Source organism: Paraburkholderia sp. BR10937 (assembly GCF_040965695.1).
GTDB lineage: Bacteria > Pseudomonadota > Gammaproteobacteria > Burkholderiales > Burkholderiaceae > Paraburkholderia.
In genome coordinates, this window is sequence record NZ_JBFRCL010000034.1 from 1 (window position 1) to 23,939 (window position 23,939).

Genomic DNA, 23,939 nt, shown 5'->3' on the forward strand with positions numbered 1-23,939 from the left:
CGGGTGCGATCCAGCATCTGGCCGGCATGAAGGACTCGAAGGTCATCGTCGCAATCAACAAGGACGAAGAAGCGCCGATTTTCAGCGTGGCCGACTACGGCCTCGTGGGCGACCTGTTCACGGTCGTACCCGAACTCGCTGGCGCAATCGGCTAATACTGCCGCCTGGCTAGTAGCAAAAACGAAAGGCGCCTTTGTGAAAACAAAGGCGCCTTCTTTATCGGCTTATTCACAGCAGCTTCAACGACATCGGTCAGCGTTCAAACACCCAGAATCCGCCGCGCCTTGAGGATCACCGGCATGTCGACCATCTTGCCGTCGAGCGCCACCGCCGCCCCGCGACTCGCCTGCACGGCTTCGAGCACGCGCTGCGCCCATGCGCGCTCCGTCTCGCTCCATGCGTACGCGCGATGCACGGGCTCGATCTGCTTCGGATGAATGCACAGCTTGCCGCCGTAGCCGAAGCGCCGTCCGCGGCGTGCTTCACGCTCGAGACCATCGGCATCGTCGAAGACGGTCGAAACGCCGTCCACAGGCGCCGCAATGCCTGCAAGCCGCGAGGCCAGCACGATCTGCGAACGGAACGCGTCGAGTTCCTCGCCGTCGCCGTCGATGCCCATATCCACCTGAAAGTCGAGCGTGCCGAACGCCACGCGCAGCACGCCTTGCGCGGCACACAACGCATTCAGGCCCGCGATGCCGCGCGCCGTTTCCACGATCGGCAACACGTGCAGCGCGCCGTGCGCGCCTGAGCGCACCGCCGCGACCTGCTCCGCACTTTCCGCCTTCGGCAACATGATGCCCGCCACGCCGTTATGTCCGGCGAGCGCGGCGGCGTCATCGGCGAACCAGGGCGTGTCGGTGCCGTTCACGCGCACCCACACGGGGCGCGCGGCGTCCAGCGCCGCAAGCACGGCGTCGCGCGCGGCGCCCTTTTCCGCCGGCGCAACCGCATCTTCCAGATCGAGGATCACGGCGTCCGCCCCTGCGCCGCGCGCCTTCTCGAAGCGCTCGGGCCGGTTGCCCGGCACGAAGAGATACGAGCGAGCAAGCGCGGCGCTCATACACTCGCCCCTTCGCCGAACAGCGTGCTCACGCGCGTCGCCTCGGCGATGCCCCACGCCGCGTCGAGCAGGCGCTGCGCATTGCTTTCGCTCGCCGCGCCCGAGAAGGCCGCGAGTCGTACGAACTTCGCTGCGATCTCTTCACGCGACAGCGTATTGCCCGGATCGCCCTTCGGCTCGTCCACGCGGCCTTGCAACGTGCGGCCGTCGCGCGTCGTCACGCTCACCTTGCCGATCCAGCGCGCGGGATACGCGCGGTCCACTTCCTCGTCGAGCGCCATCGTCACGCGTTCGCGAAACGCAGCGATATCGGCCGCCGAGTAGTCGCGCTCGAACTCGTTCACGCCCGCGTAGCCGCGGCATGCGACCAGGCCGAGCACCGTCCCCATGTTGAATTTCGCCTGATGAACGGTGCTCGGCACGACCACGCTGCCAAGCACGTCGATGGCGCCTTGATGCACATGCGCCGTCACGCTCGCGATATCGTCGGGATTCAGACGGTGGGCTTCGATCACGGACAGCAGCGCGTCGGCGGCCGGGTGCGTGTGACGGCACGCGGCGTGATACTTGAACGACGTTTCGACCGTGGCCCAACGCTCATCCAGGCGATCGACCAGCTTCGCGGCATCGGCGTCGCTCGACATGCCCGCCGCCATGCCCTGCGCGCCTTCGAGAATGCGCTGCGCGCCGCGAAAGCCGTCCGCCGCGAGCTGGGCGGCCATCAAGCCATTTGCCGCTGCCATGGCCGTGTGCAGCTGCTTCGAATCGGCCGCGTCGCGCAGGAACTCCCACAAACCGCTCGCCTGCGTGCCCGCCGAACCGAAGGCGTCGAGCATCTGGTCGGCCGAGAGCTTCAGCAGCTGGCCCGCCGCGGCAGCAGCTGCGATCGTGCCCACGGTGCCGGTCGTGTGAAATATCTTGTAGTGCGAACGACCCATGAATTCGCCGACACGTATGCCCACTTCATAGCCCGCCACCGAGGCCGCGATGAACTCCTTGCCTGACGCGCCCAGCGCCTGAGCGAGCGCGAGCGTCACCGGAAACACGACGGTACCCGGGTGCAGCACCGAGCCGTTGTGCACGTCGTCCTGCTCGACGAAATGCGAAGCGGCGCCGTTGGTCATCGCGGCGAAATACGCCGTGGTGCGAGTGCGATCGATGATCACGTCGCACGGGCCTCGCGCGTCTGTGGTGCCGCGCGCGGCGCGTGCAAAACGCGCGATCGTTTCGACCGGGCGCGCGCCCTTGCCGCCCAACGCGGAGCCGAGCCAGTCCACGTAGAGATTCACGGTGCGCTCGACCACGTGAGTCGGGATCGCGTCGAAGCGCAGTTGCGAGGCGAACGCCGCGAGTGCGCGGCTGGGATGATCTGTCATGGCAGCGTAGTTCAGTGAAGTCGGTTTGCGAGGCGCGAGGCGCGTTCAGATGGCGCCGGCTTCGCGCAGCGCACCGATGCGCGCCGCGTCATAGCCAAGCTCACGCATGATTGATTCGGTATGCTGACCGAGCGCCGGCACCGCATCCATACGCGCATCGAATGCGCAAGGCGCGCCCGGCGGCAACAAGGCTGGCACGGTCCCCGCCGACGTCTGCACCTCGCGCCAGCGCTCGCGCGCTTGCAGTTGCGGATGCGCCCACACGTCGGCCATCGTGTTCATCTGGGCATTGGCAATGCCGGTGCGGTCGAGCCGTTTGATGACCTGCGCCGCGGTCAGCTTCGAAAACGCATCGACGATCAGTTCGCGCAGTTCCGCACGGCGCGCGGAACGCTGGGAGTTCGCGGCAAAGCGCTCATCGGTGGCGAGTTCCGGCTGCAGCAGCACGTGCTCGCAAAAGAGCTTCCATTCGCGGTCGTTCTGCAGGCCGAGCATCACCGATTTGCCATCGCCGGCGGGAAACGGTCCATAAGGATAGATCGTCGCGTGCGAAGCGCCTGCGAGTGGCGGAGGCGTTTGCCCGTCGAATGCGTAGTAGAGCGGATAGCCCATCCACTCCACCATGCTTTCCAGCATCGAAACGTCGATGCGGCAGCCGCGCCCGGTGCGTCCGCGCATCAGCAGCGCGCTCAGGATGTTCGAGTAGGCATACATGCCTGCGGCGATATCGGCGATCGAGCAGCCCGCCTTCGCGGGCTCGCCGGGCGACCCCGTGATGGAGAGAAAGCCCGATTCGCTCTGGATCAGCAGGTCGTAGGCCTTGCGCTCGCGGTAAGGACCGTCGTCGCCATAGCCGGAGATGTCGCACACGATCAGCTTCGGGTAGCGCTCGCTCAACGCCTCGTAGCTCAGCCCAAGTCGCGCCGCAGCGCCTGGCGCGAGATTCTGCACGAGCACATCGGCGTCGGCGAGCAGCGCGTCGAGGATCGACGCGGCCTCCTTGTGCTTGACGTCGAGCGAGAGGCTTTCCTTTGAGCGGTTCGTCCACACGAAGTGCGAGGCGAGTCCATGCACGCGCTCGTCATAGCCGCGCGCGAAGTCCCCGACACCAGGCCGCTCGATCTTGATCACGCGCGCGCCGAGATCGGCAAGCTGGCGCGTGCAGAAGGGCGCGGCGATCGCGTGTTCGAGCGTGACGACCTTGATGCCGTCGAGTGGTCTCATGGCGCGCGCCTCCGGTCAGAACGAACGCGGCAGGCCGAGCACGTGCTCCGCCACGTACGAGAGGATCAGGTTGGTCGAGATCGGCGCGACCTGGTAGAGGCGCGTCTCGCGGAACTTGCGCTCCACATCGTACTCGCACGCGAAGCCAAACCCGCCGTGGAATTGCAGGCAGGCATTCGCGGCTTCCCAGGAAGCGTCGGCGGCGAGCAGCTTCGCCATGTTGGCCTGCGCGCCGCAGGCCTCGTGCGCGTCGAAGCGGCGCGCGGCCTCGAAGCGCATCAGGCTCGCGGCTTCGACGTTGACGAACGCACGCGCGATGGGAAACTGCACGCCCTGGTTCTGTCCGATCGGCCGCCCGAACACGATGCGCTCTTTTGCGTAGGCGCTCACCTTGTCGATGAACCAGTAGCCGTCGCCGATACATTCGGCCGCGATCAGCGTGCGCTCGGCGTTCAAGCCGTCGAGGATGTACTTGAAGCCCATCCCCTCCTCGCCGATCAGGTTTTCCGCGGGAATTTCGAGGTTATCGAAGAAGAGTTCGTTGGTCTCGTGATTGACCATGTTGAGAATCGGCTGCACCGTGAGGCCGTTGCCGATTGCCTCGCGCAAGTCCACCACAAAAATCGACATGCCTTCGGACTTCTTCTTCACGTCGGCAAGCGGCGTGGTGCGTGCAAGCAGAATCATGAGGTCCGAATGCTGCACGCGCGAGATCCACACCTTTTGCCCGTTGATCACGTAGCGGTCGCCCCTGCGTACCGCCGTGGTCTTGATCCTGGTGGTATCGGTGCCCGTGGTGGGCTCGGTCACGCCCATCGATTGCAGGCGCAGTTCGCCGCTCGCGATCCTCGGCAGGTACTTGCGCTTTTGCTCGGCCGAGCCGTGGCGCAACAGCGTGCCCATGTTGTACATCTGGCCGTGGCAAACGCCCGAGTTGCCGCCCGAGCGGTTGATCTCTTCCATGATGACCGAAGCCTCGGTCAGGTCCAGACCCGATCCGCCGTACTCCTGAGGAATCAGCGCAGCAAGCCAGCCGGCTTTCGTGAGCGCGTCGACGAATGCCTCGGGATAGCCGCGCGCCTCGTCGATCTTGCGGAAATATTCACCGGAGAACTGCTGGCACAGATCGCGCACGGCTTCGCGGATGTCCTGAAACGAGTCTTGTTGCTTGGTTTGCATGATCGATATGAATTCGCTATGAATAATCGTGTTGCCGCTCAGGCCAGCGTGGCGGTGGCCTGCATCGTCAGATAGCCGTCATGGTCTTTCGCCCAGAGTTCGACCGAGCGACCGTCGTCCGCAAGCTTGCCGCACAGCGTGAACGCGTTGCCCGCGAACGTGGGCCGTACCGCACGAAACGCGAACGTCGCGATGGTGGCGTCGGGCCGCTCGCGGTGCACGAGGTCGAGCAGCAGCGTCGCAATGAGCGGGCCGTGCACGACGAGGCCCGGATAGCCCTCTTCCTGCGTGACGTACGGGAAGTCGTAGTGAATGCGATGACCGTTGAAGGTCAGCGCGGAATAGCGGAACAGCATGAGTGCACTGGCGGTGAGCGTTCGCGACCATGTTTCGCCTTGCGGCGCGACGACGGGCTTGGGCGCGCTCGCGCCGGGCTGCGGCGCGTCGCGATAGACGATGTCGTGCTCTTCCTCGATGCACAGCGCCCCGCCACTTTCATAGCGATGCTGCACGGTCACGAACACGAGTCGGCCGCTGCGGCCGGTCTTGTCTTCGATGTTCGCGATGGTGGATGTGCGCGCGGCCTCGTTGCCCGCACGCAGCGGCGCGTGAAAGATCAGGCGACCGCCCGCCCACATGCGGCGCGGCAGTTCGACCGGCGGCAGGAAGCCGCCGCGTTTCGGGTGGCCGTCGGGACCCGCCTCCGCGAGCGGCGAGACGGGCAGAAAATAGAGCCAGTGCCACAGCGGCGGCACGGCGCTATCGGGGGCTTCACGATCGAGCGTGGCTGCGAGCGCGCGCAGCGGAAACGCGGTGATGTCGTCGGTGAGCGTTTCGGTCTTGTCGAGCCACGCACTGAGCGTTGGCGTTTGCGATTCCGGCATGGCGTTTCTCCGTTTCGAGACTGTTGGCCATACTATGAACGGCTAGCGACGCTTCGCGAAGTTGCCTTTGCCGAATCAGCCCTTTCGCTTTCGTTAATCCCCCGACCATTGTGGCCCGGTACTTGCACGCGGCTTTCAACCACGGCCGCGCGCCGGCGTCACGCTTCCCCGCGCAGATGCGCTGAAGCTTCGTCTTCCACGCGTTGCCACAACTCGAACGACATGGGGCGCTCGCCTTCTTCGAGCAGATGACCCACCAGGCCAATGGCGCGCGCCATCACGCCGAAGCCGCGCACGATACGCCACGGGAAGCCGAATTCGCAGCAGATCGCGCCGATCGCACCCGTCGCATTGATCGGCAGCGCTTTGCCCGAGGCACGCTCGGCCTCCGCGCCAATGAGTTGCATGAGCTTCACATAGCGCCCCGACATGCCGTTTTGCGCGGCCAGTTCGAAAAGGCGCGGCGTACGGGGATCGATGGGCTTGTGCAAAGGATGGCCGAGCCCCGGAATCGGCGTGCTGCGTGCGCGCCATGCCGCGACGGTATCGACTGCAAGTTTCTCCAGGTCGTCGCACTGGCTTTCATAGGGCAGCGTTTCGGACAGCATGCGGCACGCGCCTTCCATGCTGCCGACGAACACCGATCCAAGCCCGCATAGCCCCGCTGCAACAGCCGCCTGCAGCGACTCGGGCGCGCCCGCATAGGTCATGCGCGCGGCGATGGCGCTTGGCGTCATGCCGTGCTCGACGAGCGTGATGACGATGGCGTTGAACATCGCGGACTGCTGCGGCGTGGCCGCCTTGCCCGTGAGTTGCAGAAACGCGAAGTCGCCGAGATTCATGTGGCCAAGAACTTCGTCGGGCAGGCTCTTGCCACGCACGACGATGCGATCGGGCGTGCTGTACGCGATATCTGAACGCACGAGCGGTTTCGGTTGACGGGCCATAGTCCTGATTCCTTCGTTATACAGAATAGCGTTCAGCGCAGTTGTGCGCGTCCATGGTTGAGCACGAGCACGTCGCGTTCCAGCACGCGTGCGCGAAAACTCACCTCATTGCCGTCGCGCCACATCTCGGTGCGGATCGTCTCGCCCGGATACACAGGTGCCGTAAAGCGTGCGTGAAACGCCGCGAGGCGTTGCGGGTCGCTTGCGCACAGCGTCTTGAGCACGGCATGCGCGGCGACGCCCCACGTGGCGAGCCCGTGCAGGATAGGCCGCTCGAAACCCGCCGCGCGTGCGACCTGCGGGTCGGCATGCAACGCGTTGTCGTCACCGCACAGGCGATAAATCAGCGCCGTTTCCGGGCGCGTCGGCAGATCGCAATGATGATCAGGCACGCGCTCGGGCATCGGCGGCGGCGGCGCGGGCGCTTCATCGCTCAAACCGTTGTCCGCGCTGAAGCCGCCGTCGCCACGGCAGAACGTGAGCTGCGTGACGGTGGCATACCGCTCGCCGCTTGCCTTGTCGGTAATGCTACGCTCGATTTCGAGCAACGCGCCCTTGCCTGCGCCTTTGTCGACCACGCGCGTGATGCGCGAGCGGCCGATCACCGTTGCGGTCGGCGGCAATGGCTTGTGCATTACGAGGCTCTGCTCGCCGTGCAATAGCCGCACCCAGTCGATGCCCGAACGCGGGTCGCGCGCCCAGAAGCCGGGAAAGCCGAGCACGACGGCAAGCGTCGGCGGCACGCGCAACGCCTTTTCGTAGACGAATGCCAGGTCGTCCGGATCAACCGGGTTGGCGCCGTATCCCACAGCGAGGCTGTATAGCACGGCGTCGCGCGCGGTATAGGTTTGCTCGACGTCTTTGAACGGCCAGTTGCGCAGGGTGTGATAGTCGATCGTCATGGCGGTGCGTTCAATGAAAGATCAGGCCTCGGCAGCGGGCCACTTGAAGAGCGGGTCGGCCTTCTCGCGAAAGCGCTTCACGGCTTCGCGATGGAATTCGGTCGTGAACGCAATGCCCTGCGCCGCCGACTCGATTTCGAGCATCGCGCGCAGGTCGCTGCCAAGCGACTGATTCAACGCGCGCTTGGCCAGACCGAACGCAATGGGCGACGCCGTCGCGAGACTGGCCGCGATCTGCGTAGCGCGTGCATGAAGCTGGTCGGGCTCGACGACTTCGAGCACCGCGCCGATCTCCTTCGCTTCTGCAGCGCGTATTTCGCGCGCCGTAAAGACGAGATCCTTGGCGCGCGCGAGGCCCACCACGCGCGGCAGCGTATAGAACGCCCCGCAATCGGGCACGAGACCGACTTTCATGAAAGGCATGCAAAAGCGCGCCCGCGTGCTGGCAATCACGAAATCGGCGGCGAGTGCGAAGCTGAAGCCCGCGCCGTAGCACACGCCATCCACGGCCGCGATTACCGGGCGGTCGAGGTCGATCAGCATGCTCACCCAGCCGTGCAGGTCGTCGATCCGGTCGCGTCCCGCTTCGGCGCTCGTCACGTTCATGCCGCGCACGTCGCCGCCCGAGCAGAAGTCGTTGCCCGCGCCGCGCAAAACGACCGCACGCACGCTGCGGTCCGCACGGATGCGCTGCACGGCGTCGAGCAATTCCACCCGCATCTCGCCGTTGAGCGCGTTCTTCGCCTCCGGACGATTGAACGTGAGCGTCGTGACGCCCGCGTCCTGTTCAACCAGCAAGGTTTTTTCGCTCATGCGCTCACCCCGGCGCTGGCGAGTTCGGCGAGCGCCTTGTCGAGCGCCGTGACGAGATGCACCGGCTCGACGCCTGCGAACTCCACGTCGGGACGCGCGAGAAATGCCTCGATATGCGCCGCGCACGCCTCGCGTGTGGCGGCGAGTCCGGTGAAGCCGTCTTCGAGCCAGGCGACCGAAGCCAGCGGACGCGGGTGCCAGTCGCCATTGACGATCGCCTTGACCACCGTGCCGTCACGCACGAGCAGGCTCAGCCAGATCAGACCGGCCGGCGCCTTTTCACGTCCGCGCACGATACGGTCGCCCGTCAGGGTAACCGGGCTGTAACGCGTGGCCTCGCTCTTTTCATGGAACCAGCTTTCCTCGTGCAGTTCGCGCTCGTATTGCTGGGCGAAAATGCGTTCATCGCTGCCGAGAGCGCCAGATTCGAGCGCCACTTCACCGAACGTGCGTCGAACGCAGGCCGTGACCCAGGCGGTCAACTCATCGGCGCTCACCGCGCGGCCGATTTCCTGCTCCAGAAACGTGTAGCGCGAGCCGAGATCCTTGTGCTTCTTGTCCTTGACCTTCTCGGGCGCCATCGGCATGGCACGCGCCGCGATCGCCGTATTGATCGCCTTCACGTTCAGCAGAATGCGGAACGTCAGCACGCCGCCTTCGATCTTGAGCGACGTGGCCACCAGCTTGCGGCCGTCGATCTCGACGTCGTTCAGCGGCCGGTAAGCGGCCTGCAGGCCGAACACATCGCGCAGCGCTTCGGCGACGTGGCCCAGTATCGTGGGAAACGCCTGCGCCGCCGTTTGGGGCACGCCCGGCAGACCGATCGGCAGATAGAACGCGAGAAATGCCGAGCCGCGCCCTGCGTAGATCGCACCGCCGCCGCTCACGCGTCGCCGCGCGAGCACGTTGTTGTCGCGGCAGAACGGCAGATCGAGCACCTGGTTTGGATCTTCGTTCACGCCTACCGTGATGCTGTCTTCGTTGAAGACGTTCAGATAGACCGTGGGCGGCGCGAGATTTTCGGCCACCGCGCGCTCGACGGCCGGCGACACCGAAATCGAAAAGTCCGCGTAGCTGTGACCGCCTACGACGAGGCGCCACGGGGTTGGGATAGGCGTTGCGCTTGTATTCATGTCGTCTCTCTCCGTTGATCCTCTACCAGGACTGTGCCTTCGATCTTCGCGACCGTCTCGATGGCGTCCGCGTGTATCAGCGTCTGGCGCCTGAAGCGCTCCGCGATGGCCTCGATCGCGCCACCCTGCACCGTCCCTTCCACCTGCAGCGTGAGATGGTCGCCGCCATGAGCCTTTGTGCCGACCACGAGCCGATACGCGCCCGTCGCGCCCTCCACGCCCAGCAGCACCGTCTTCAGCTCGGAGGGGTACACCTTCACGCCCTTGATCTTCACCATCGAATCGGCGCGGCCGAACACCACGTGCGGCAGCGACACCATGCGCCCATGCACGGGTGCGGTGCGCTCGAGCATGGTGAGGTCGCCGGTGCGATAGCGCACGAGCGGCTGCAGTTCCTTCTTCAGATGGGTGAGCACGAGTTCGCCACGTTCGCCCTCGGCAACCGGCATGCCGGTGTCCGGGTCGATGACTTCGGCATACAGCAGTTCGTCGAACACGTGTACACCCGTGCCGCCGGGAAACGTACGCGCCACGGGCAGGCATTCGGAAAGCGAGTAACTGTCGATCAGCAACGTACCCGGCATCGCTTCGCGCACGCGGGCGTACAGCGCGGCATTGCCCGTGAACGCTTCGCCGCCCGCGAAGAACACGCGCGGCACGGGGCAGCCCGCTTCGATGAGCTTGAGCGCGTGCGACGGATTGCCGGCCAGCACCGTCACGCCGCATTGCTGCGCGACGCGCGCCGCGCGCTCGGTCTCGCCGGGACCATGCGGAATGCACGCCACGCCGCGCGCTTCCATCTGGGTCTGATAGAAGAGCCCCGCAACGAAGAGGTGATAGCCGAACGTCACCATGCAGACGTCGCCGGGGCCGATGCCGCACGCGTCGAGATGCTGGCCGCACGCGGCTTCGATCGCGCGCAGATCGGCGGCGCTCTGCAGGATCGGCACGAGCGACGCGCCCATCGGCGTGAGGTGCACCCGCACCGGCGGCACGGCCGGCGCGAACGCGCCGTAGCCCGGGCGATTCATCTCGGCTACCAGTTCGGTGCGCGTCATGAGCGGCACGCGCTCGGCGAACTCCGCCGCGCTCGCGACGCTACGCGGCAGACGTCCTTCATAGAACGGATGCGCTTGCAGTCGCGCAAGCTGCGCGTTGAGTGCATCGAGCATCGTCTCCTCCTTCTTATGTTCAGTAGGGATGCGAATCGTTCGTCATCAAGCCGCCCGCTCGAAGATGGCCGCGATGCCCTGCCCGCCGCCCACGCACATCGTTTCGAGGCCATAGCGGCCCTTGCGGCGCTGCAGTTCGTAAAGCAAGGTCGTGAGCATGCGCACGCCGGTCGCGCCGATCGGGTGACCGAGCGAAATGCCCGAGCCGTTCACGTTCAGCCGCGCTTCGTCGTGCCAGCCCCAGCCTTTAAGCACGGCGAGCACCTGACAGGCGAAGGCCTCGTTCAGTTCGACGAGATCGAGTTGATCGAAGGTGAGCCCGGTCTTTTGCAGCAGCTTTTGCACGGCCGGCACCGGGCCAGTGCCCATCGTCGCGGGCTCGCATCCCGCGGCGGCCCAACCCGTCAGGTAGCCAAGCGGCGTGAGACCGAGTTTGCCGAGCTGGTCTTCGGCGACGATCAGGCACGCAGCCGCCGCGTCGTTCTGCTGGCTCGCGTTGCCCGCCGTCACCGTGCCGCCTTTCATGAGCGGTTTGAGCTTCGCGAGCGACGCCTCGCTCGCGTCGGCGCGCACGCCTTCGTCACGTGCGAACAGCACCGGGTCGCCCTTGCGCTGCGGTACCGAAACCGCCACCACCTCCTCGGCGAAGCGGCCCGACTCCCATGCCGCCGCCGCGCGCTGGTGGCTGCGCACGGCGTAAGCGTCGGCCTCCTCACGCGTGATGCCGTATTCCTTCGCGAGGGTCTCCGCCGTTTCGATCATCCCGGAGATGTAGCCGAAGCGCGCTTCGGGCTGCGAGCGTTCGCGGCCGCGCTCGAGACGATCGTGCATCTTCACCGAACCCGCGCGGGCGCCCCAACGCATGTCGGTCGTGTAGTACTCGATGTTGCTCATGCTTTCCACGCCGCCGGCCACGACCACGTCCGCCGCGCCGCTCTGCACCATCATCGCAGCGGTCACGACCGCCTGCAGGCCGCCGCCGCAACGGCGATCGAGCTGCATGCCGGGCACCTGCACGGGCAGCCCCGCTTCGAGCGCGGCCCAGCGGCCGATACAAGGCGTTTCGCTGTTCGCATACGACTGCGCGAAGACTACGTCCTCGATGCGCGCCGGGTCCACGCCGCTGCGCGCGATGGTTTCGCGCAGCACCGTGGCCGCGAGCGTCTCGACGGAAACAGGGCGCAGGCTGCCGCCGAACGTGCCGACCGGCGTGCGTACCGGTGCGACTATCGCTGCTCTTCTCATTTCGGATTCCTTTGCATGGTGTCTGGTTGTTGTTCGCCGCGTCATGCGCCTGCGTACCGTCAAACCGCTATCGCATCCCGCCGCGCATGGTGTTGCGCGGCCAGCTGTTCGCGCCACTCCGGCGGCGCGATGGCCAGCATGCGTTCAGTGCGCTGCGCGAGCGTAAGCCCTCGCAGATCGGCCACGCCGTGCTCGGTGACGATCACCGCCGCGTCGCTGCGCGGCGTGCTGACCGGCCCCGAGAGACGCGCGACGATGCGGCTGCCATGCCGCGTGCTGGCTGCGAGCGCGACGATCGCGAGGCCCCCGTGCGAGCGCGCCGCGCCGCGCATGAAATCGAGCGCCCCGCCCACCGCGCCCACATAGCGGCCGCCGGCGGCCTCCGCATTGACCTGCCCCGTCAAATCGACTTCGAGCGCCGAGTTGATCGCGACGAACCGGTCGTGGCTGCCGAGCACGTCGATGTCGTGCGTATACGCTGTGGCGCGAAACTGGATCCGCGCGTTGCGGTGCGCATGCGCATAGATCTTGCGCGTGCCCATCATCGTGCCGGCCACGCTCACGCCTCGGTCGCGCGACTTGCGGGCATTCGTCACCACCCCGGCTTCGATCAGATCGACCACGGCGTCGCCGATAGTGCCGCTATGCACGCCCAGGTCGCGCCGGTCGCGCAACTGCTCGACGATGGTCTCGGGCAGCGCGCCTAGCCCGAACTGGATCGTCGAGCCGTCTTCGATCAGGGAAGCGGCGTGCTGCGCGATGCGCCGCTCGATGTCGCCGGCCTGCGTGGCCGGCGCTTCCAGCGGCGCGCGCTCGGTATGGATCAGCACGTCGAAATCGTCGGCACGCAACATGCGCTCGCCGTAGGTCCACGGTGCCGCCGCATTCACCTCCGCAATGACCACGCGCGCGCTGTCGATCAGCGGCACGAGATACTCATGGGCGATCGAGAGGCTGTAGCGGCCCGCCTCATCGGCTGGGGCCACTTGCAGCAGCAACACGTCAATGCGGTTCGAACCGCTCGTCAGCACGCTGCGAAACTGCGAGTAATGACACGGCAGAATGTCGAGCACGCCTTCGCGCTCGAGCCGCCGGTTCGTTCCCGACGCGCCATAGGCCACGAAGTCCACGCAGTCGGCATACGCGGGCTCGAGCGTGTCGGACCACGATGCGCCCACGAACACGCGAAAGCGCCCGCCGATCGCCTTGCGCTGCGCCATCAGTAGCGCCGTGAGCGTGCACGGCTCGGCTCCGCACTGGCCCCACGCGAGCATGTCGCCCGGGCGTACGTACTGCGCGAAATCGAGCTGCGCGGCGTCGACGATGCGCGCCGCGCGCGGGCCGCGCGTCATCAGACGGGGTCCCAGCTGAAGACATCGGCGGAAACGTCGAGCGTGTGGAACGACTTGCGCAGCGCCGGCATGGCATGCTCGGCAATCGTCTCCGGCGTCCAGCCCTCGCCGCGATGCACCGAACGCACGGGGCGCGGCTGGCTCATCAAGAAGATTTCGTTATTGCGCACTGCGAAAATCTGGCCCGTCACGTCGGTGGCCCGTTCGCTCGCGAGGTAGACGGCGAGCGGCGCGATCTTGGCGGGCGTCATCTGCTTGATCTTGGCGACGCGCGCTTCCTGTTCCGGCGAATCGATCTTGATCGAGTTGATCATGCGGCTCCAGGCGAACGGCGCGATGCAGTTCGAACGGACACCGAACTTTTCCAGGTCGAGCGCGATGGATTTCGACAGGCCCGCAATGCCGAGCTTCGCCGCGCTGTAGTTGGCCTGCGCGAGATTGCCGATCAGCCCGGACGTGGACGTCATATGCACGAACGCCCCGCTGCGCTGTTCCTTGAAGAGGTCGGCGGCGGCGCGCGAGACGTAGTAAGAGCCGTAGAGGTGAACCTTCAGCACGGCGTCCCACTCTTCTTCGCTCATCTTGTGAAAGAAGCGGTCGCGCAGGATGCCCGCGTTGTTCACCACGCAATCGATACGGCCGAACACATCCAGCGCGTTCTGCACGATGCGCGCAGCGCCGGCAGCGTCGGCCACACTGTCGGTGTTCGCTGTGGCCTGACCGTCGAACGCCTTGATCTCGTTCACCACGGCTTGCGCGGGGCCGTCGTTATGGCCCTCGCCGGTGAGCGAGGCGCCCACGTCGTTCACCACGACTTTCGCGCCGTGGCGCGCCATCATGAGCGCGATATCGCGGCCAATGCCGCCGCCCGATCCCGTCACCACCACGACCTTACCGTCCAGCATTCGTTGCGTCGTCATCGTTTTCGCTCCTCCAGCCCGCGTTGCGCCGGGCATTCATTCAATTTGAATCGTTATGCGGCAGGCTGTGCCGTTCGTGTTGCAGCTTGACGCATCGGCCAGGGCTGCACAATTTGGATATGCCGAACGCCTGTTTCGGCCAGGATTAACCCGTACTATCGCTAATGGCGTGCATTGCGCTGCGGCGCAATAATGGCTGGAGTCTGCTCGTCCCGCCTGTTTCGCGCATCCCTCGAACGAACGAGCAGACAGATATTGGAGTCACGGCAAGTCAACCCATGCATTTCGATCTCGTCGACCTGAAGCTCTTCACCCACGTAGCCGAGGCGAGCAGCCTCACGCGCGGCGCGGAACGCGCGCACCTGTCGCTGCCCGCGGCGAGCACGCGTATCAAGAATCTCGAAGAACAGGTGGGCGTGAAGCTCTTGAGCCGCACGAGCCAGGGGGTCACGCTGACGGGCCCCGGCGAGACGCTGCTCGCGCATGCGCGCCGCGTGCTCAAGCAGCTCGAGCAACTCACGGGAGACCTGCAGGAATACTCGCAGGGCGTGAAGGGCCATGTGCGCGTGTTTGCGAACACCACGGCGATGAGCGAGTTCCTGCCTGCCGTGTTGCGCACCTACCTCATCAATCACCCCGACGTGTACGTGGACATTCACGAGCGCCTTTCGCCCGATATCGTGCGCGCCGTGCAGGACGGCACGATCGACATTGGCATCGTGGCCGGCAATGTGCGCACCGAGGGACTGCAGGTGCTGCCCTACCGGCGCGACCGGCTCGTGCTCGTCACCGCACTGAGCCACCCGCTTTCGCAGGCGAGCGAGATGGCGTTTGCCGATACGCTCGACTACGACTTCATCGGGCCGCCCGACGAAAGCGCGATTTTCTCGTTTCTCAAGCGCGCCTCGTCGGATTTGCAGCGCACGATACGCTGGCGCATCCAGATCGGCAATTTCGAATCCGCGTGCCGCATGATCGAGGCGAACATCGGCATTGGCGTGCTGCCCGAGGGCACGGCGCGCCGCCATGCGCAAACCATGTCGCTCAAGATCGTGCCGCTCACCGACGAGTGGGCCGTGCGCAAACTGCAGATCTGCATGGCCGATCGCGACGCGCTGCCGCTGTTCGCGCGCAAGCTCGTCGATCTGCTGGTGGCCGACGGCATCGGCCGCCTCGAATAATCCCTTGACGCGGCGCGCGCTGCGCGCCGCCCCGCTCGCCTAGCGCCCGCCCGCCGCGCGGATCATGTTGCGCGCGATGACGATCTGCTGAATCTGGCTCGTGCCCTCGTAGATGCGGAAAATGCGCACATCGCGGTAGAAGCGCTCGATGCCATAGTCGGACATATAGCCCGCGCCGCCGAAAATCTGCACCGCGCGGTCTGCGACCCGTCCGCACATTTCGGATGCGAAGAGCTTCGCGCACGCCGCCTCCGTGCTCACGTTCTGGCCGGCGTCGCGGCGGCGCGCCGCGTCGAGCACCATGCAGCGCGCGGCGTAGAGCTCGGTCTGGCTATCGGCGAGCATGGCTTGCACGAGCTGGAACTCGGCGATCTTCTCGCCGAACTGCTCGCGCTCCATCGCGTAGCGCAGCGCGTCGTCGAGCATGCGCTGCGCCACGCCCACGCAGATCGCCGCGATATGGATGCGCCCTTTGTCGAGCACCTTCATCGCGGTCTTGAAGCCCACGCCTTCCTTACCGCCGATGATGTTCTCCGCGGGCACCTTCACGTCCTCGAAGATGACATCGCAGGTATGCGCACCGCGCTGCCCCATCTTCTTGTCGCGCTTGCCGAAGCTGATGCCGGGCGTTTTCGCGTCGACGATGAACGAGGTGATGCCGCCCGCGCGCGGCTCGTCGGGATTGGTGCGCGCCATCAGCGTGAACATGCCGGCCTGCGGCGCATTCGTGATGAAGCGCTTGGTGCCGTTCACCACGTAGTGGTCGCCGCGCCGCTCGGCGCGCGTCTTGATCGAGGCGGCGTCCGAGCCCGCGCCCGGCTCCGTCAGCGCAAAGCTCGCGATGATCTCGCCGCTCGCAAGCTTCGGCAGCCACGTGGCCTTTTGCTCGTCGGTGCCGTCGATCACGATGCCCTGCGAGCCGATGCCCACCGTCGTGCCGATGATCGAGCGAAACGCGGGCGAGGTCTTGCCGAGTTCGAACATCACGAGCACCTCTTCTTCCATCGTGAGATCGAGCCCGCCGTACTGCTCCGGAATGGTCAGACCGAACAGACCCATGGCCTTCATGTCGTCGACGATATCGGCCGGAATTTCATCGGTTTCGGCCACGCGCTCTTCGTTCGGCACGAGACGCTCGCGCACGAAGCGCGCGACGTTGTCGAGCAGAACGTTCATCGTTTCCTGGTCGCGAATCATGGTGTATGCCCTGCAATCGTTGAGCGGGCGGCACGACGCCGCCCGTGAAAAAAATGAAAATCAGGAATGCTCAGTGAGCGCGTACGGCACGTTTGGCCATTTCGCGCAGCGGCTGCTTTTGCAGCTTGCCGCTAGCCGTAGTCGGAATCATGTCGATGGCCACGATCTCCGAGGGGCGCTTGTAGGCCGAGAGCCGCTCGCTCAGGTAGTGGGCGAGATCGGCCGTGTCGATCGTCGCGCCCTCCTTCGCTTCCACGAAGGCCACGACTTCCTCGTTGCCTTCGGCGTCGCGCCGCCCCACCACGGCGCTCTGGCGCACCGCCGCGTAGGTGTTGATGACCGACTCGACCTCGATGGGATACACGTTGAAGCCCGAACGGATGATGAGATCCTTCGAGCGGCCCACGATGAAGAGCGCACCGTCCGCGTCCAGCCGGCCGAGGTCGCCGGTCTTGAGCCAGCCTTCCTGGTCGAGCACTTCGGCGGTCAGGCCCGGCTCGCGATAGTAGCCGTGCATGACGCCGGGACCGCGCACCCACAACTCGCCCGCTTCGCCACGCGGCACATCGTGGCCGTCGGGCCCGACCACGCGCAACTCGGCCCCCTCGACGATCTCACCCGAGGAGACGTCCTTGCGCGGCCGGTCCATGCGCGTGATGAAGAGCGAGCCCGCGTACTCGGTCATGCCGTAGCCGTGATGCAACGGCATGCCGAAGAGCGTTTCGACCTGCTGCTTGAGCGTGGGATCGAGCGGACCGCCGCCCGTATAGAGGTAGCGCAGCCGCGGCGCTTGCACCGTGCCGCCGTGCTCGCGCACATAGGCGACGATGCGCGTGAAGAGCGTCGGCACGCCCTGCAGGATGGAGATTTCGGAGGCGCCGAGCGCTTTCACGACCTCCTCGGCCGAAAAGCGCGCGGCCAGATGCAGGCTCGCGCCCGCCTCGAAGGTGGCGAGCAGCAGCGTGGCAAGGCCGAAAATATGCGACATCGGCATGACCGCGTATGCGCAGTCCGCCTGTGTCATGTTGCGCGATGTCGCCGAGACATGCGCGAAATGCAGCAGGCCGCGATGCGTGGCCATCACGCCCTTGGGCTGGCCCGTCGTGCCCGACGTGTAGATGAGCACCGCGACCTCGTGCGCGAGCGCCTCGGCCTCGCGCGCGGCGTTGACGTCGGGCGCGGCCATCATCAGCGGACCGAGTCCGGCGGGCGCGATTTCGCGCGCGCGATAGCGCACGCCGTGGCGCAGCGCGTCAGGCGACGCGCCGTGCGTAAACAGCATCAGACGCGGCCCGCAATGCGCGCGGATCGTCTCGATCTCGCGCTCAGAGAGCCGCGCATTGACCACGGCCGGCCACGCGCCGATTTCCGAAAGCGCGAACAGCAGCGTCACCACGGCCGAGCAGTTTTCGGCCACGATCAGCACGCGATCGCCCACCTCCACGCCCTGCTCGCGCAAAAACCGCTGCGCCTGCCCCACGTCGCTCCAGAGCTGCCCGAAGCTCGTCACCTTTGCTTCTTCGCGTATCGCCACGGCCTCGGGCGACGCCTCCGCCCAGTGCCGCGCGATATCGCTGATCTTGCGCGCCGCTCGCCTCACCACTGTCACCTCCCGTCGTTGCTCTTTGGCTGCGTACGGCGCGCCGTGGCACGCCGCATCGCGACAGGTATCAGTGTGGTTCAGGCGCGGCCTGCCAACAATTCGTTTTCGAGAAAGCCGGCATTCGTCTGCCGAGAAGTCGGAATTCACCCCGATGGCCGGGGCTTCGAGACGATTATCTGCTCGACCGGCTGCGCGCCTGGCGGGCGCTCAGCCCTCGTGCGTGACGCGTACGCGGCACCGGCGCGGCCCTGCGCAGGCGCTGGCGCCAGTCACTCCATCTGCGCCGCCGCACGCTCGCCTCCCATCGTGCCCTTAGAAGCACCATTCGCCCGATGAATCGCCACGATGCCCGCGAGCGACACACAGGCCGGCACGGCAGCCGCGAGAAAGAGCGCCGAGGACGACCATTGCAGGTGCAGGAGCGCGCCGCCCAGCACCGGGCCGACGACCGAGCCGATACGCCCCACGCCGAGGCTCCAGCCGATGCCGGTCGAGCGCAGCGAGGTCGGATAGTAGGTCGCGGCGAGCGCGTTGAGCGCGGGTTGGCCGCCGATGATCGTAAAGCCCGTGACGAAGATCGCCACGAACATCGCGGCCACGGAGACCATCACGGCCGGATTGCCGATGGCGGCCGTCGAGACGATCGCGATCAGGAACGTCGTGGCGAGCACGCGCGTAAAGCCCGCGAAGTCGATGATGCGCCCGAGCAGCAGCGTGCCGATCACCCCGCCGCCCCACAGCGCCGTGCCGGCGAACACGGCGGTCTGGGTCGAATAGCCCGCGTCGCGGATCACGGTCGGCAGCCAGTTCGAGAGGAAGTACATGGCGAGCAGGTTCGCGAAGTTCACGACCCACAGCAGCATGGTCACCCGCGCGCGCCCTTCCTTGAACAGCTCGACGAACGGCACGCCGCGCGAGCGCGTTTCCGCGCTCGTGAACTGCACGCCTGCCGGCCACGCGAGCGCCGGCGCCACGCGGGACAGATTGCGGCGCACGCGCGCCTGAGTATTTTCACCGCGGCCACGAAACAGGAGGAACTGGATCGACTCGGGCAATGCGAGCCACATCAGCACGCCGAGCACGAGCGGAATTGCGCCGCCCACGAAGAACACGGCGCGCCAGCCGAACGCGGGAATCAGCGCCGCGGTGATCAGGCCGCCCACCACGCCGCCCAGCGTAAAGCCGCACGAGACGATCATCATGAGCGTGACGCGCATGCGGCGCGGGCTGTACTCCCCCGCGAGCGCCATCGCATTTGGCATGATGCAGCCCAGACCCAGCCCGGCGACGAAGCGCCAGGCCACCAGTTCCGCGATCGAATGCGCGAAGCCCGTCGCGACCATGCACGCGGAAAAGAACAGCGTCGCGCCGATCAGCACCGGGCGGCGGCCGATCTTGTCGGCGAGCGTGCTGAACGTGAGCGAGCCCACCAGCATGCCGAAGAGGCCCGCGCCGAACACGGGCGAGAGCGTCTCCTTCGCAATGCCCCACTCGCGGATCACGACCGGCGCCACATAGCCCATCGCCTGCACATCGAAGCCGTCCATCACGAGGCACAGCGCGCACAGCGTGACCACGAGTAGCTGATACGGCCCGAACCGGCTTTCGTCGATGATGCCGGTAACCTCCACCGTCTTGTTCATGCAATGTCTCCAATCATTGTTGTGTCGTCCCGATCGCTCTGTGGCGACTAAAGTTCGAGGATCAATCGCCCGCTTTTCGCGCGTGAGCAGCAGGTCATCATGCGGGTTTGCGTATCCCGCTCGGCGCGTGTGAGCACCACGTCGCGGTGGTCGATCTCGCCCGCCAGCACGCGCACTTCGCACGAGCCGCACAAGCCTTCTTCGCAATCGCTTTGCACGTCGATGTTCGCGCGGCGCAGCGCGTCGAGCACGGTCTGGTCCGCGCCCACGTTGAGTACGAGCCCCGAGTCTTTCAACTCGATTTCGAACGCCCGCTCCTGCGAGGGGTCGAGCTTGCCGCCGGTCGCCGCGAAATGCTCCACGCGCAGCGCATCCTCGGGCCACGCCTCGCTGCAGGCTTCGAGTGCTTCGAGCATGCGTGCGGGGCCGCACGCGTAAACGCGCGTATGTTCGTCCACGTGCAGCGCGGCGAGATCGTTGCGCGTGCCTTCGTCCGAAACGTGCAGATGCAGGCGCTCGCTGTGCAACTGCGCGAGTTCGTCGACGAGCGCCATCGACTTGCGCGAGCGCCCGCTATAGTGCAACTCGTAGTCGATGCCCAGCTCGCGCGCGCGGCGCGCCATGGCGCTCACCGGCGTGATGCCGATGCCGCCAGCAATGAAGATCGCGCGCCGCCCTTCTTCGTCGAGCCGGAAGTGATTGCGCGGGCCGCGAATCTTCAGGCGCATGCCCGCGCGCAGCGTGTCGTGCATCCAGGCCGAACCGCCGCGGCTTGGCGTTTCGCGCAGCACGGCGATCTCGAACGCGCCCGTGTCGGCGGGGTCCGAGCACAGCGAGTACTGGCGCGAGATGCCCGTGTCGCCGCACTCCACGTCGATATGCGCGCCTGGTGCCCAGCGCGGCAGCGCGCCGCCGTCCGGCGCGACGAGTCGCAAACGGACGATGCCTTCGGCCACGGCATCTACACGCTCGACCACCACGGGCCGCGAAAGCGCATGCGCCGACGGCTCGCCAATGCGCACCGCCGCGTGCGCGCCGAGCAGCGCCGGATTCGCGCGCTCGGGGTTCCGCGCGGGGTCCCATTCCACCAACAGATGCTCGGGACCCCGGAACGACGTGTTGGGCACATAGGTGAACGCCTGCTCGGCCAGACGCATGTGCGGCAAGCGGCGTGTGAATTCTTCAAGGAAGATCTGCATCTCCATGCGCGCGAGGTTCTTGCCCATGCACTGGTGCGAGCCATAGCCGAACGTGACATGGTCGCTCGCGTTGTCGCGCCGAATGTCGAACAGGTCGGCATCGGCAAAGTGACGCTCGTCGTGATTCGCCGAGGACGTCACGATGAGCAGCTTCGAACCCGCCGCAATATCGATGCCGCCAATCTGCACGTCCTTCGTCGCGAGGCGCCGCCAGGCCGCCACCGACCCGTTGTGGCGCAGACACTCCTCCACCGCGTTCGGAATCAGGCTCGGGTCCTCGCAGATCGCGCGCCACGCATGCGGGTGCTGCAGCAGCAGCTTCATCGCGTTCGCCGTGGCGTTGGCCGTGGTCTCGTGCGCGGCCACGATGCCGGCCATCATCATCGAATGCAGATAGGAGTCCGTGACGACTTCGGGATGCGTCTTCTGCTGGCGGATGCCATATTGCATCCAGCCCGGGCCATCCGGATTCTGGCGCATCTTGTCCAGCACCTTGCCCGCGAACTGCCAGAAGTTGCCCACCGCGTGCGCGACTTCGACCTGCTCGTCGGGGCGCGGCCGGCCCCACGTATTGACCGTGTGCGCAATCGAGTACTTGCGCAGCAGGTCCATATCCTCCTCGGGCACGCCCAGGAAATGCAGCGCCACGGTGAGCGGCACTTCCCAGAGCATCTGGTCCACGAGGTCGGCGCGGCCTGCGTCGATGAAACGGTCCACGTACTCGCGCGTGAGGCGCCGCACCATCGGTTCGTGGTGCTTGAGATGTTCGGGCGTGAACGGCTCCATCAGCACGCGACGGCGCGGCATATGGGCAGGCTCGTCCTCGTTCACGAGCGTGCGGTTCATGGCATAGCCGTACGACTCCAGCACCGCGTTCGCCTCGGGACCGGTAGGGGTGATCTTTTCGAGCGCGATGGAGGGTGAGAACGTGAGGTTGTCGCGGAAGATCGCCTTGATGTCGTCGTAGCGCGTGACCACCCAGTAGCCGAGCTGCGGGCTGTAGAACACGGGCTCCTGCTCGCGCGCCCAGCGCACGTACTCGGGCGGGTCCTGCTGGTAGCCGTCGCTGAAGGGGTCGAATGCCGCGGCATTGGCGCTGACCGGGCAGCGCGGCGCGGCGTTTGCGTCGTTACTCACTGCGTGGGGGAACGGGCAGCGGCCCGCCGAAGGGGAAGGTGTCTCGCTCATATGCCTCTCCTGCATCCTGCGTGCATTACGTTTTGCGTAACTCTAGTACGCATTGCGTAATTACGAGATAGGGGTTAACGTGCAGGCCCAGCAGGCACTATGCCGCCCCTACGCGCCCTAAAATCCGCGTGAGCCCAACCGATACGCCAGCCTCTCCGCCCAGCATGGAAAGCAGGAAAACCACCCCCCGTCGCCCCGCGGCAAAAGTCTCCGAAGCCACCACGTCCCGCAAAGCCGCGAAAGAGACGAAGGCCGTAGCCGCGCCGCGCGAGCGTCGTCAGCGCGTGCAATCCGCGCAAACGGGCATGGCCGTGCTCAAGGGGCTCGCGCGCCTGGGCGGCCGCGCGAGCCTCTCGGGGCTCGCCGCCTGCGTGGGCGAGAGTCCCGCGAAGGTGCATCGCTATCTGGTGAGCCTGATCGAGGAAGGGCTCGTCGCGCAGGACACCGCCACCCAGCAGTATCGGCTCGGCGTCGAGGCGATGATGATCGGCGTGGCCGCCATGCGCCAGGCCGATCCAGTGCGCATTGCGGAGCCCGCGCTCGTGCGCCTGCGCGAGACGCTCGAAGTGACGTCGTTCGTCGCGGTGATGGGCAACAAGGGCCCGACGATCATCCGTTTCGAGGAGCCGGGGCTGCCCGTGACCGTCAACGTGCGGGTGGGTTCGGTGATGTCGCTGCTATGGTCGTCCACGGGCCGTGTGTTTCTCGGCCTGCTCGACGACACGCGCGTGCTCGCGCAGGCGCAGGAAGAGCTCGCGCACGCCGACGCTTCGTTGCGCGCACAACTGAATGCGAGCGATCCGATCGGCACGCTGCGGCGCGACGTGCAGCAAGCGCGCTGCGCGAGCGTGCGCGACACGAATCTCAAGGGCATCAGCGCCGTTTCGGCGCCGCTCTTCGATCACACCGGCAAGCTCTGCGGCGTACTCACGGCGCTGGGCGCCACGGGCGGCTTCGACGCCACGCCCGAGGGCCCGAACGGGCGTGCCGTGCGCCGCGAGGCAGACGCCGTGAGCGCGCTCCTCGGCTACGTGGCGCGCGCCGCTTAACGCTTCGTCAGCGTGGGAAAAAAACCGGTTCAAAAACTGACCGGGTTTTTCCTTTTTCTGAACGACGCTAGCGAGGCGCCGTCTTTGCGTCCGCGTCGGTGAGGGTATCCAGGAACGCCATTACGTCGCGGATATCCGCGTCTGACCAGACCGGTTTGCCGCCCAGGTGATTCGTCAGCGGCTCCGTCTTCGTATCCACACTACTGCGCAGAATCTTCGGCAAGTCGTCAAACTTCACGACGTGGCCGTGCGCGTCTTTCGAATACCACTTCTCCGGGTTCGTGTCGCGCTCGACATAGAAGCGTAACGAATCTTCGAGCGTATGGTACATGCCATTGTGAAAGAAGACGCGTCGCGTGGCGACGTTGCGAAGCGTGGGCGTGCGGAACATCCCGCAGAACCACTTCTGCTGCTTCGCCTCGTCTTGACGCAGCGGCCCACATAACCCCACCAGGGATTAGCGGTTGTCAATGTTGGCCGACGTGAAGATCGGCTGGAGCGATGCATCGTCGGCGTAGCCGAGATACGACCCAATGCCGAAGTTATCTTCGAGCGAACACAGCGGCGCGTAGTGGTTGTAGCCCGTGCTATCCACATGGCCGCCCTTGATGAACGGCGACAGCAGAAGCGCACCAATCTGATCGCCACCGACTCCGATGTAGTTCAACG

The 23,939-nt window shown here is 66.0% G+C and carries 21 protein-coding genes and 1 pseudogene; 3 read left to right on the forward strand and 19 right to left on the reverse strand.

The window, feature by feature from the left end:
• Window positions 1-155 (forward strand): annotated as a pseudogene (locus AB4Y44_RS25700) (electron transfer flavoprotein subunit alpha/FixB family protein); the annotation flags it as partial.
• 104 nt (window positions 156-259) lie between these two features.
• Here the strand turns inward: AB4Y44_RS25700 and AB4Y44_RS25705 are convergent.
• From AB4Y44_RS25705 to AB4Y44_RS25765, 13 genes are all read right to left on the reverse strand, one after another.
• A complete protein-coding gene (locus AB4Y44_RS25705) occupies window positions 260-1,063 on the reverse strand; it encodes a CoA ester lyase (protein WP_368701225.1) in 804 nt (267 codons plus the stop codon).
• Window positions 1,060-2,439 (reverse strand): MmgE/PrpD family protein, encoded by a 1,380-nt coding sequence (locus tag AB4Y44_RS25710; RefSeq protein WP_368701226.1) that lies wholly within the window; start codon window positions 2,437-2,439, stop codon window positions 1,060-1,062. The genes AB4Y44_RS25705 and AB4Y44_RS25710 overlap by 4 nt, the downstream gene beginning before the upstream one ends.
• A gap of 45 nt (window positions 2,440-2,484) precedes the next feature.
• The gene (locus tag AB4Y44_RS25715; RefSeq protein WP_368701227.1) at window positions 2,485-3,663 is read right to left on the reverse strand and encodes a CaiB/BaiF CoA transferase family protein; all 1,179 of its coding nucleotides are present in this window, start codon (window positions 3,661-3,663) and stop codon (window positions 2,485-2,487) included.
• Between the two features lie 15 nt (window positions 3,664-3,678).
• Window positions 3,679-4,842, reverse strand: coding sequence for an acyl-CoA dehydrogenase family protein (locus AB4Y44_RS25720; RefSeq protein WP_368701228.1), 1,164 nt, complete (start codon window positions 4,840-4,842; stop codon window positions 3,679-3,681).
• A gap of 38 nt (window positions 4,843-4,880) precedes the next feature.
• Entirely contained in the window at window positions 4,881-5,726 is an 846-nt protein-coding gene (locus AB4Y44_RS25725; RefSeq protein ID WP_368701229.1) for a MaoC family dehydratase N-terminal domain-containing protein, read from the reverse strand.
• A 158-nt stretch (window positions 5,727-5,884) separates the two neighbouring features.
• Entirely contained in the window at window positions 5,885-6,673 is a 789-nt protein-coding gene (locus tag AB4Y44_RS25730; protein ID WP_342921947.1) for a citryl-CoA lyase, read from the reverse strand.
• 32 nt (window positions 6,674-6,705) lie between these two features.
• Window positions 6,706-7,575 (reverse strand): MaoC/PaaZ C-terminal domain-containing protein, encoded by an 870-nt coding sequence (locus AB4Y44_RS25735; RefSeq protein ID WP_368701230.1) that lies wholly within the window; start codon window positions 7,573-7,575, stop codon window positions 6,706-6,708.
• Between the two features lie 21 nt (window positions 7,576-7,596).
• Window positions 7,597-8,388, reverse strand: a complete 792-nt coding sequence (locus AB4Y44_RS25740; protein WP_342921945.1) for an enoyl-CoA hydratase/isomerase family protein — start codon at window positions 8,386-8,388, stop codon at window positions 7,597-7,599.
• Entirely contained in the window at window positions 8,385-9,521 is a 1,137-nt protein-coding gene (locus AB4Y44_RS25745; protein ID WP_342921944.1) for a hypothetical protein, read from the reverse strand. The genes AB4Y44_RS25740 and AB4Y44_RS25745 overlap by 4 nt, the downstream gene beginning before the upstream one ends.
• A complete protein-coding gene (locus AB4Y44_RS25750; protein WP_368701231.1) occupies window positions 9,518-10,693 on the reverse strand; it encodes a phenylacetate--CoA ligase family protein in 1,176 nt (391 codons plus the stop codon). The genes AB4Y44_RS25745 and AB4Y44_RS25750 overlap by 4 nt, the downstream gene beginning before the upstream one ends.
• Window positions 10,694-10,738: 45 nt before the next feature.
• Window positions 10,739-11,938, reverse strand: coding sequence for an acetyl-CoA C-acetyltransferase (locus tag AB4Y44_RS25755; RefSeq protein WP_368701232.1), 1,200 nt, complete (start codon window positions 11,936-11,938; stop codon window positions 10,739-10,741).
• 59 nt (window positions 11,939-11,997) lie between these two features.
• The gene (locus AB4Y44_RS25760; protein WP_368701233.1) at window positions 11,998-13,290 is read right to left on the reverse strand and encodes an acetyl-CoA hydrolase/transferase family protein; all 1,293 of its coding nucleotides are present in this window, start codon (window positions 13,288-13,290) and stop codon (window positions 11,998-12,000) included.
• Window positions 13,290-14,195 carry an SDR family NAD(P)-dependent oxidoreductase gene (locus tag AB4Y44_RS25765; RefSeq protein ID WP_368701273.1) on the reverse strand — a complete coding sequence of 302 codons (906 nt, stop codon included), beginning with the start codon at window positions 14,193-14,195 and terminating at the stop codon, window positions 13,290-13,292. The genes AB4Y44_RS25760 and AB4Y44_RS25765 overlap by 1 nt, the downstream gene beginning before the upstream one ends.
• Window positions 14,196-14,488: 293 nt before the next feature.
• Between AB4Y44_RS25765 and AB4Y44_RS25770 the strand changes: the two genes are divergently transcribed.
• Entirely contained in the window at window positions 14,489-15,391 is a 903-nt protein-coding gene (locus AB4Y44_RS25770) for a LysR substrate-binding domain-containing protein (protein ID WP_342921940.1), read from the forward strand.
• 39 nt (window positions 15,392-15,430) lie between these two features.
• On the opposite strand, the gene AB4Y44_RS25775 is transcribed toward AB4Y44_RS25770, so the two are convergent.
• The 4 genes from AB4Y44_RS25775 to AB4Y44_RS25790 form a co-directional block, all read right to left on the reverse strand.
• The gene (locus AB4Y44_RS25775) at window positions 15,431-16,588 is read right to left on the reverse strand and encodes an acyl-CoA dehydrogenase family protein (RefSeq protein ID WP_133183506.1); all 1,158 of its coding nucleotides are present in this window, start codon (window positions 16,586-16,588) and stop codon (window positions 15,431-15,433) included.
• Window positions 16,589-16,658: 70 nt separating this feature from the next.
• On the reverse strand, window positions 16,659-18,197 hold the full coding sequence (locus AB4Y44_RS25780; RefSeq protein WP_368701234.1) for a class I adenylate-forming enzyme family protein: 1,539 nt from the start codon (window positions 18,195-18,197) through the stop codon (window positions 16,659-16,661).
• Between the two features lie 263 nt (window positions 18,198-18,460).
• Entirely contained in the window at window positions 18,461-19,834 is a 1,374-nt protein-coding gene (locus AB4Y44_RS25785; RefSeq protein ID WP_342921938.1) for an MFS transporter, read from the reverse strand.
• Window positions 19,835-19,881: 47 nt separating this feature from the next.
• Complete coding sequence (locus AB4Y44_RS25790) at window positions 19,882-22,221, reverse strand: cytochrome P450/oxidoreductase (RefSeq protein ID WP_368701235.1); 2,340 nt, start codon at window positions 22,219-22,221, stop codon at window positions 19,882-19,884.
• A gap of 164 nt (window positions 22,222-22,385) precedes the next feature.
• Between AB4Y44_RS25790 and AB4Y44_RS25795 the strand changes: the two genes are divergently transcribed.
• Entirely contained in the window at window positions 22,386-23,270 is an 885-nt protein-coding gene (locus AB4Y44_RS25795; protein ID WP_342921936.1) for an IclR family transcriptional regulator, read from the forward strand.
• Between the two features lie 67 nt (window positions 23,271-23,337).
• Here the strand turns inward: AB4Y44_RS25795 and AB4Y44_RS25800 are convergent, their stop codons facing one another.
• Both AB4Y44_RS25800 and AB4Y44_RS25805 read right to left on the reverse strand, forming a co-directional pair.
• Window positions 23,338-23,661: a hypothetical protein gene (locus AB4Y44_RS25800; RefSeq protein WP_368701236.1), complete on the reverse strand. Its 324-nt coding sequence runs from the start codon at window positions 23,659-23,661 to the stop codon at window positions 23,338-23,340.
• Between the two features lie 66 nt (window positions 23,662-23,727).
• Window positions 23,728-23,937 (reverse strand): alkaline phosphatase family protein, encoded by a 210-nt coding sequence (locus AB4Y44_RS25805; protein ID WP_368701237.1) that lies wholly within the window; start codon window positions 23,935-23,937, stop codon window positions 23,728-23,730.
• Between the last annotated feature and the right edge of the window lie 2 nt (window positions 23,938-23,939).

Bases quoted from the DNA above. Each gene is read 5' to 3' on its own strand.
- AB4Y44_RS25705 (WP_368701225.1), bottom strand. From the start codon at position 1,063: ATGAGCGCCGCGCTTGCTCGCTCGTATCTCTTCGTGCCGGGCAACCGG.
- AB4Y44_RS25710 (WP_368701226.1), bottom strand. From the start codon at position 2,439: ATGACAGATCATCCCAGCCGCGCACTCGCGGCGTTCGCCTCGCAACTG.
- AB4Y44_RS25715 (WP_368701227.1), bottom strand. From the start codon at position 3,663: ATGAGACCACTCGACGGCATCAAGGTCGTCACGCTCGAACACGCGATC.
- AB4Y44_RS25720 (WP_368701228.1), bottom strand. From the start codon at position 4,842: ATGCAAACCAAGCAACAAGACTCGTTTCAGGACATCCGCGAAGCCGTG.
- AB4Y44_RS25725 (WP_368701229.1), bottom strand. From the start codon at position 5,726: ATGCCGGAATCGCAAACGCCAACGCTCAGTGCGTGGCTCGACAAGACC.
- AB4Y44_RS25730 (WP_342921947.1), bottom strand. From the start codon at position 6,673: ATGGCCCGTCAACCGAAACCGCTCGTGCGTTCAGATATCGCGTACAGC.
- AB4Y44_RS25735 (WP_368701230.1), bottom strand. From the start codon at position 7,575: ATGACGATCGACTATCACACCCTGCGCAACTGGCCGTTCAAAGACGTC.
- AB4Y44_RS25740 (WP_342921945.1), bottom strand. From the start codon at position 8,388: ATGAGCGAAAAAACCTTGCTGGTTGAACAGGACGCGGGCGTCACGACG.
- AB4Y44_RS25745 (WP_342921944.1), bottom strand. From the start codon at position 9,521: ATGAATACAAGCGCAACGCCTATCCCAACCCCGTGGCGCCTCGTCGTA.
- AB4Y44_RS25750 (WP_368701231.1), bottom strand. From the start codon at position 10,693: ATGCTCGATGCACTCAACGCGCAGCTTGCGCGACTGCAAGCGCATCCG.
- AB4Y44_RS25755 (WP_368701232.1), bottom strand. From the start codon at position 11,938: ATGAGAAGAGCAGCGATAGTCGCACCGGTACGCACGCCGGTCGGCACG.
- AB4Y44_RS25760 (WP_368701233.1), bottom strand. From the start codon at position 13,290: ATGACGCGCGGCCCGCGCGCGGCGCGCATCGTCGACGCCGCGCAGCTC.
- AB4Y44_RS25765 (WP_368701273.1), bottom strand. From the start codon at position 14,195: ATGCTGGACGGTAAGGTCGTGGTGGTGACGGGATCGGGCGGCGGCATT.
- AB4Y44_RS25770 (WP_342921940.1), top strand. From the start codon at position 14,489: ATGCATTTCGATCTCGTCGACCTGAAGCTCTTCACCCACGTAGCCGAG.
- AB4Y44_RS25775 (WP_133183506.1), bottom strand. From the start codon at position 16,588: ATGATTCGCGACCAGGAAACGATGAACGTTCTGCTCGACAACGTCGCG.
- AB4Y44_RS25785 (WP_342921938.1), bottom strand. From the start codon at position 19,834: ATGAACAAGACGGTGGAGGTTACCGGCATCATCGACGAAAGCCGGTTC.
- AB4Y44_RS25790 (WP_368701235.1), bottom strand. From the start codon at position 22,221: ATGAGCGAGACACCTTCCCCTTCGGCGGGCCGCTGCCCGTTCCCCCAC.
- AB4Y44_RS25795 (WP_342921936.1), top strand. From the start codon at position 22,386: ATGGAAAGCAGGAAAACCACCCCCCGTCGCCCCGCGGCAAAAGTCTCC.
- AB4Y44_RS25800 (WP_368701236.1), bottom strand. From the start codon at position 23,661: ATGTTCCGCACGCCCACGCTTCGCAACGTCGCCACGCGACGCGTCTTC.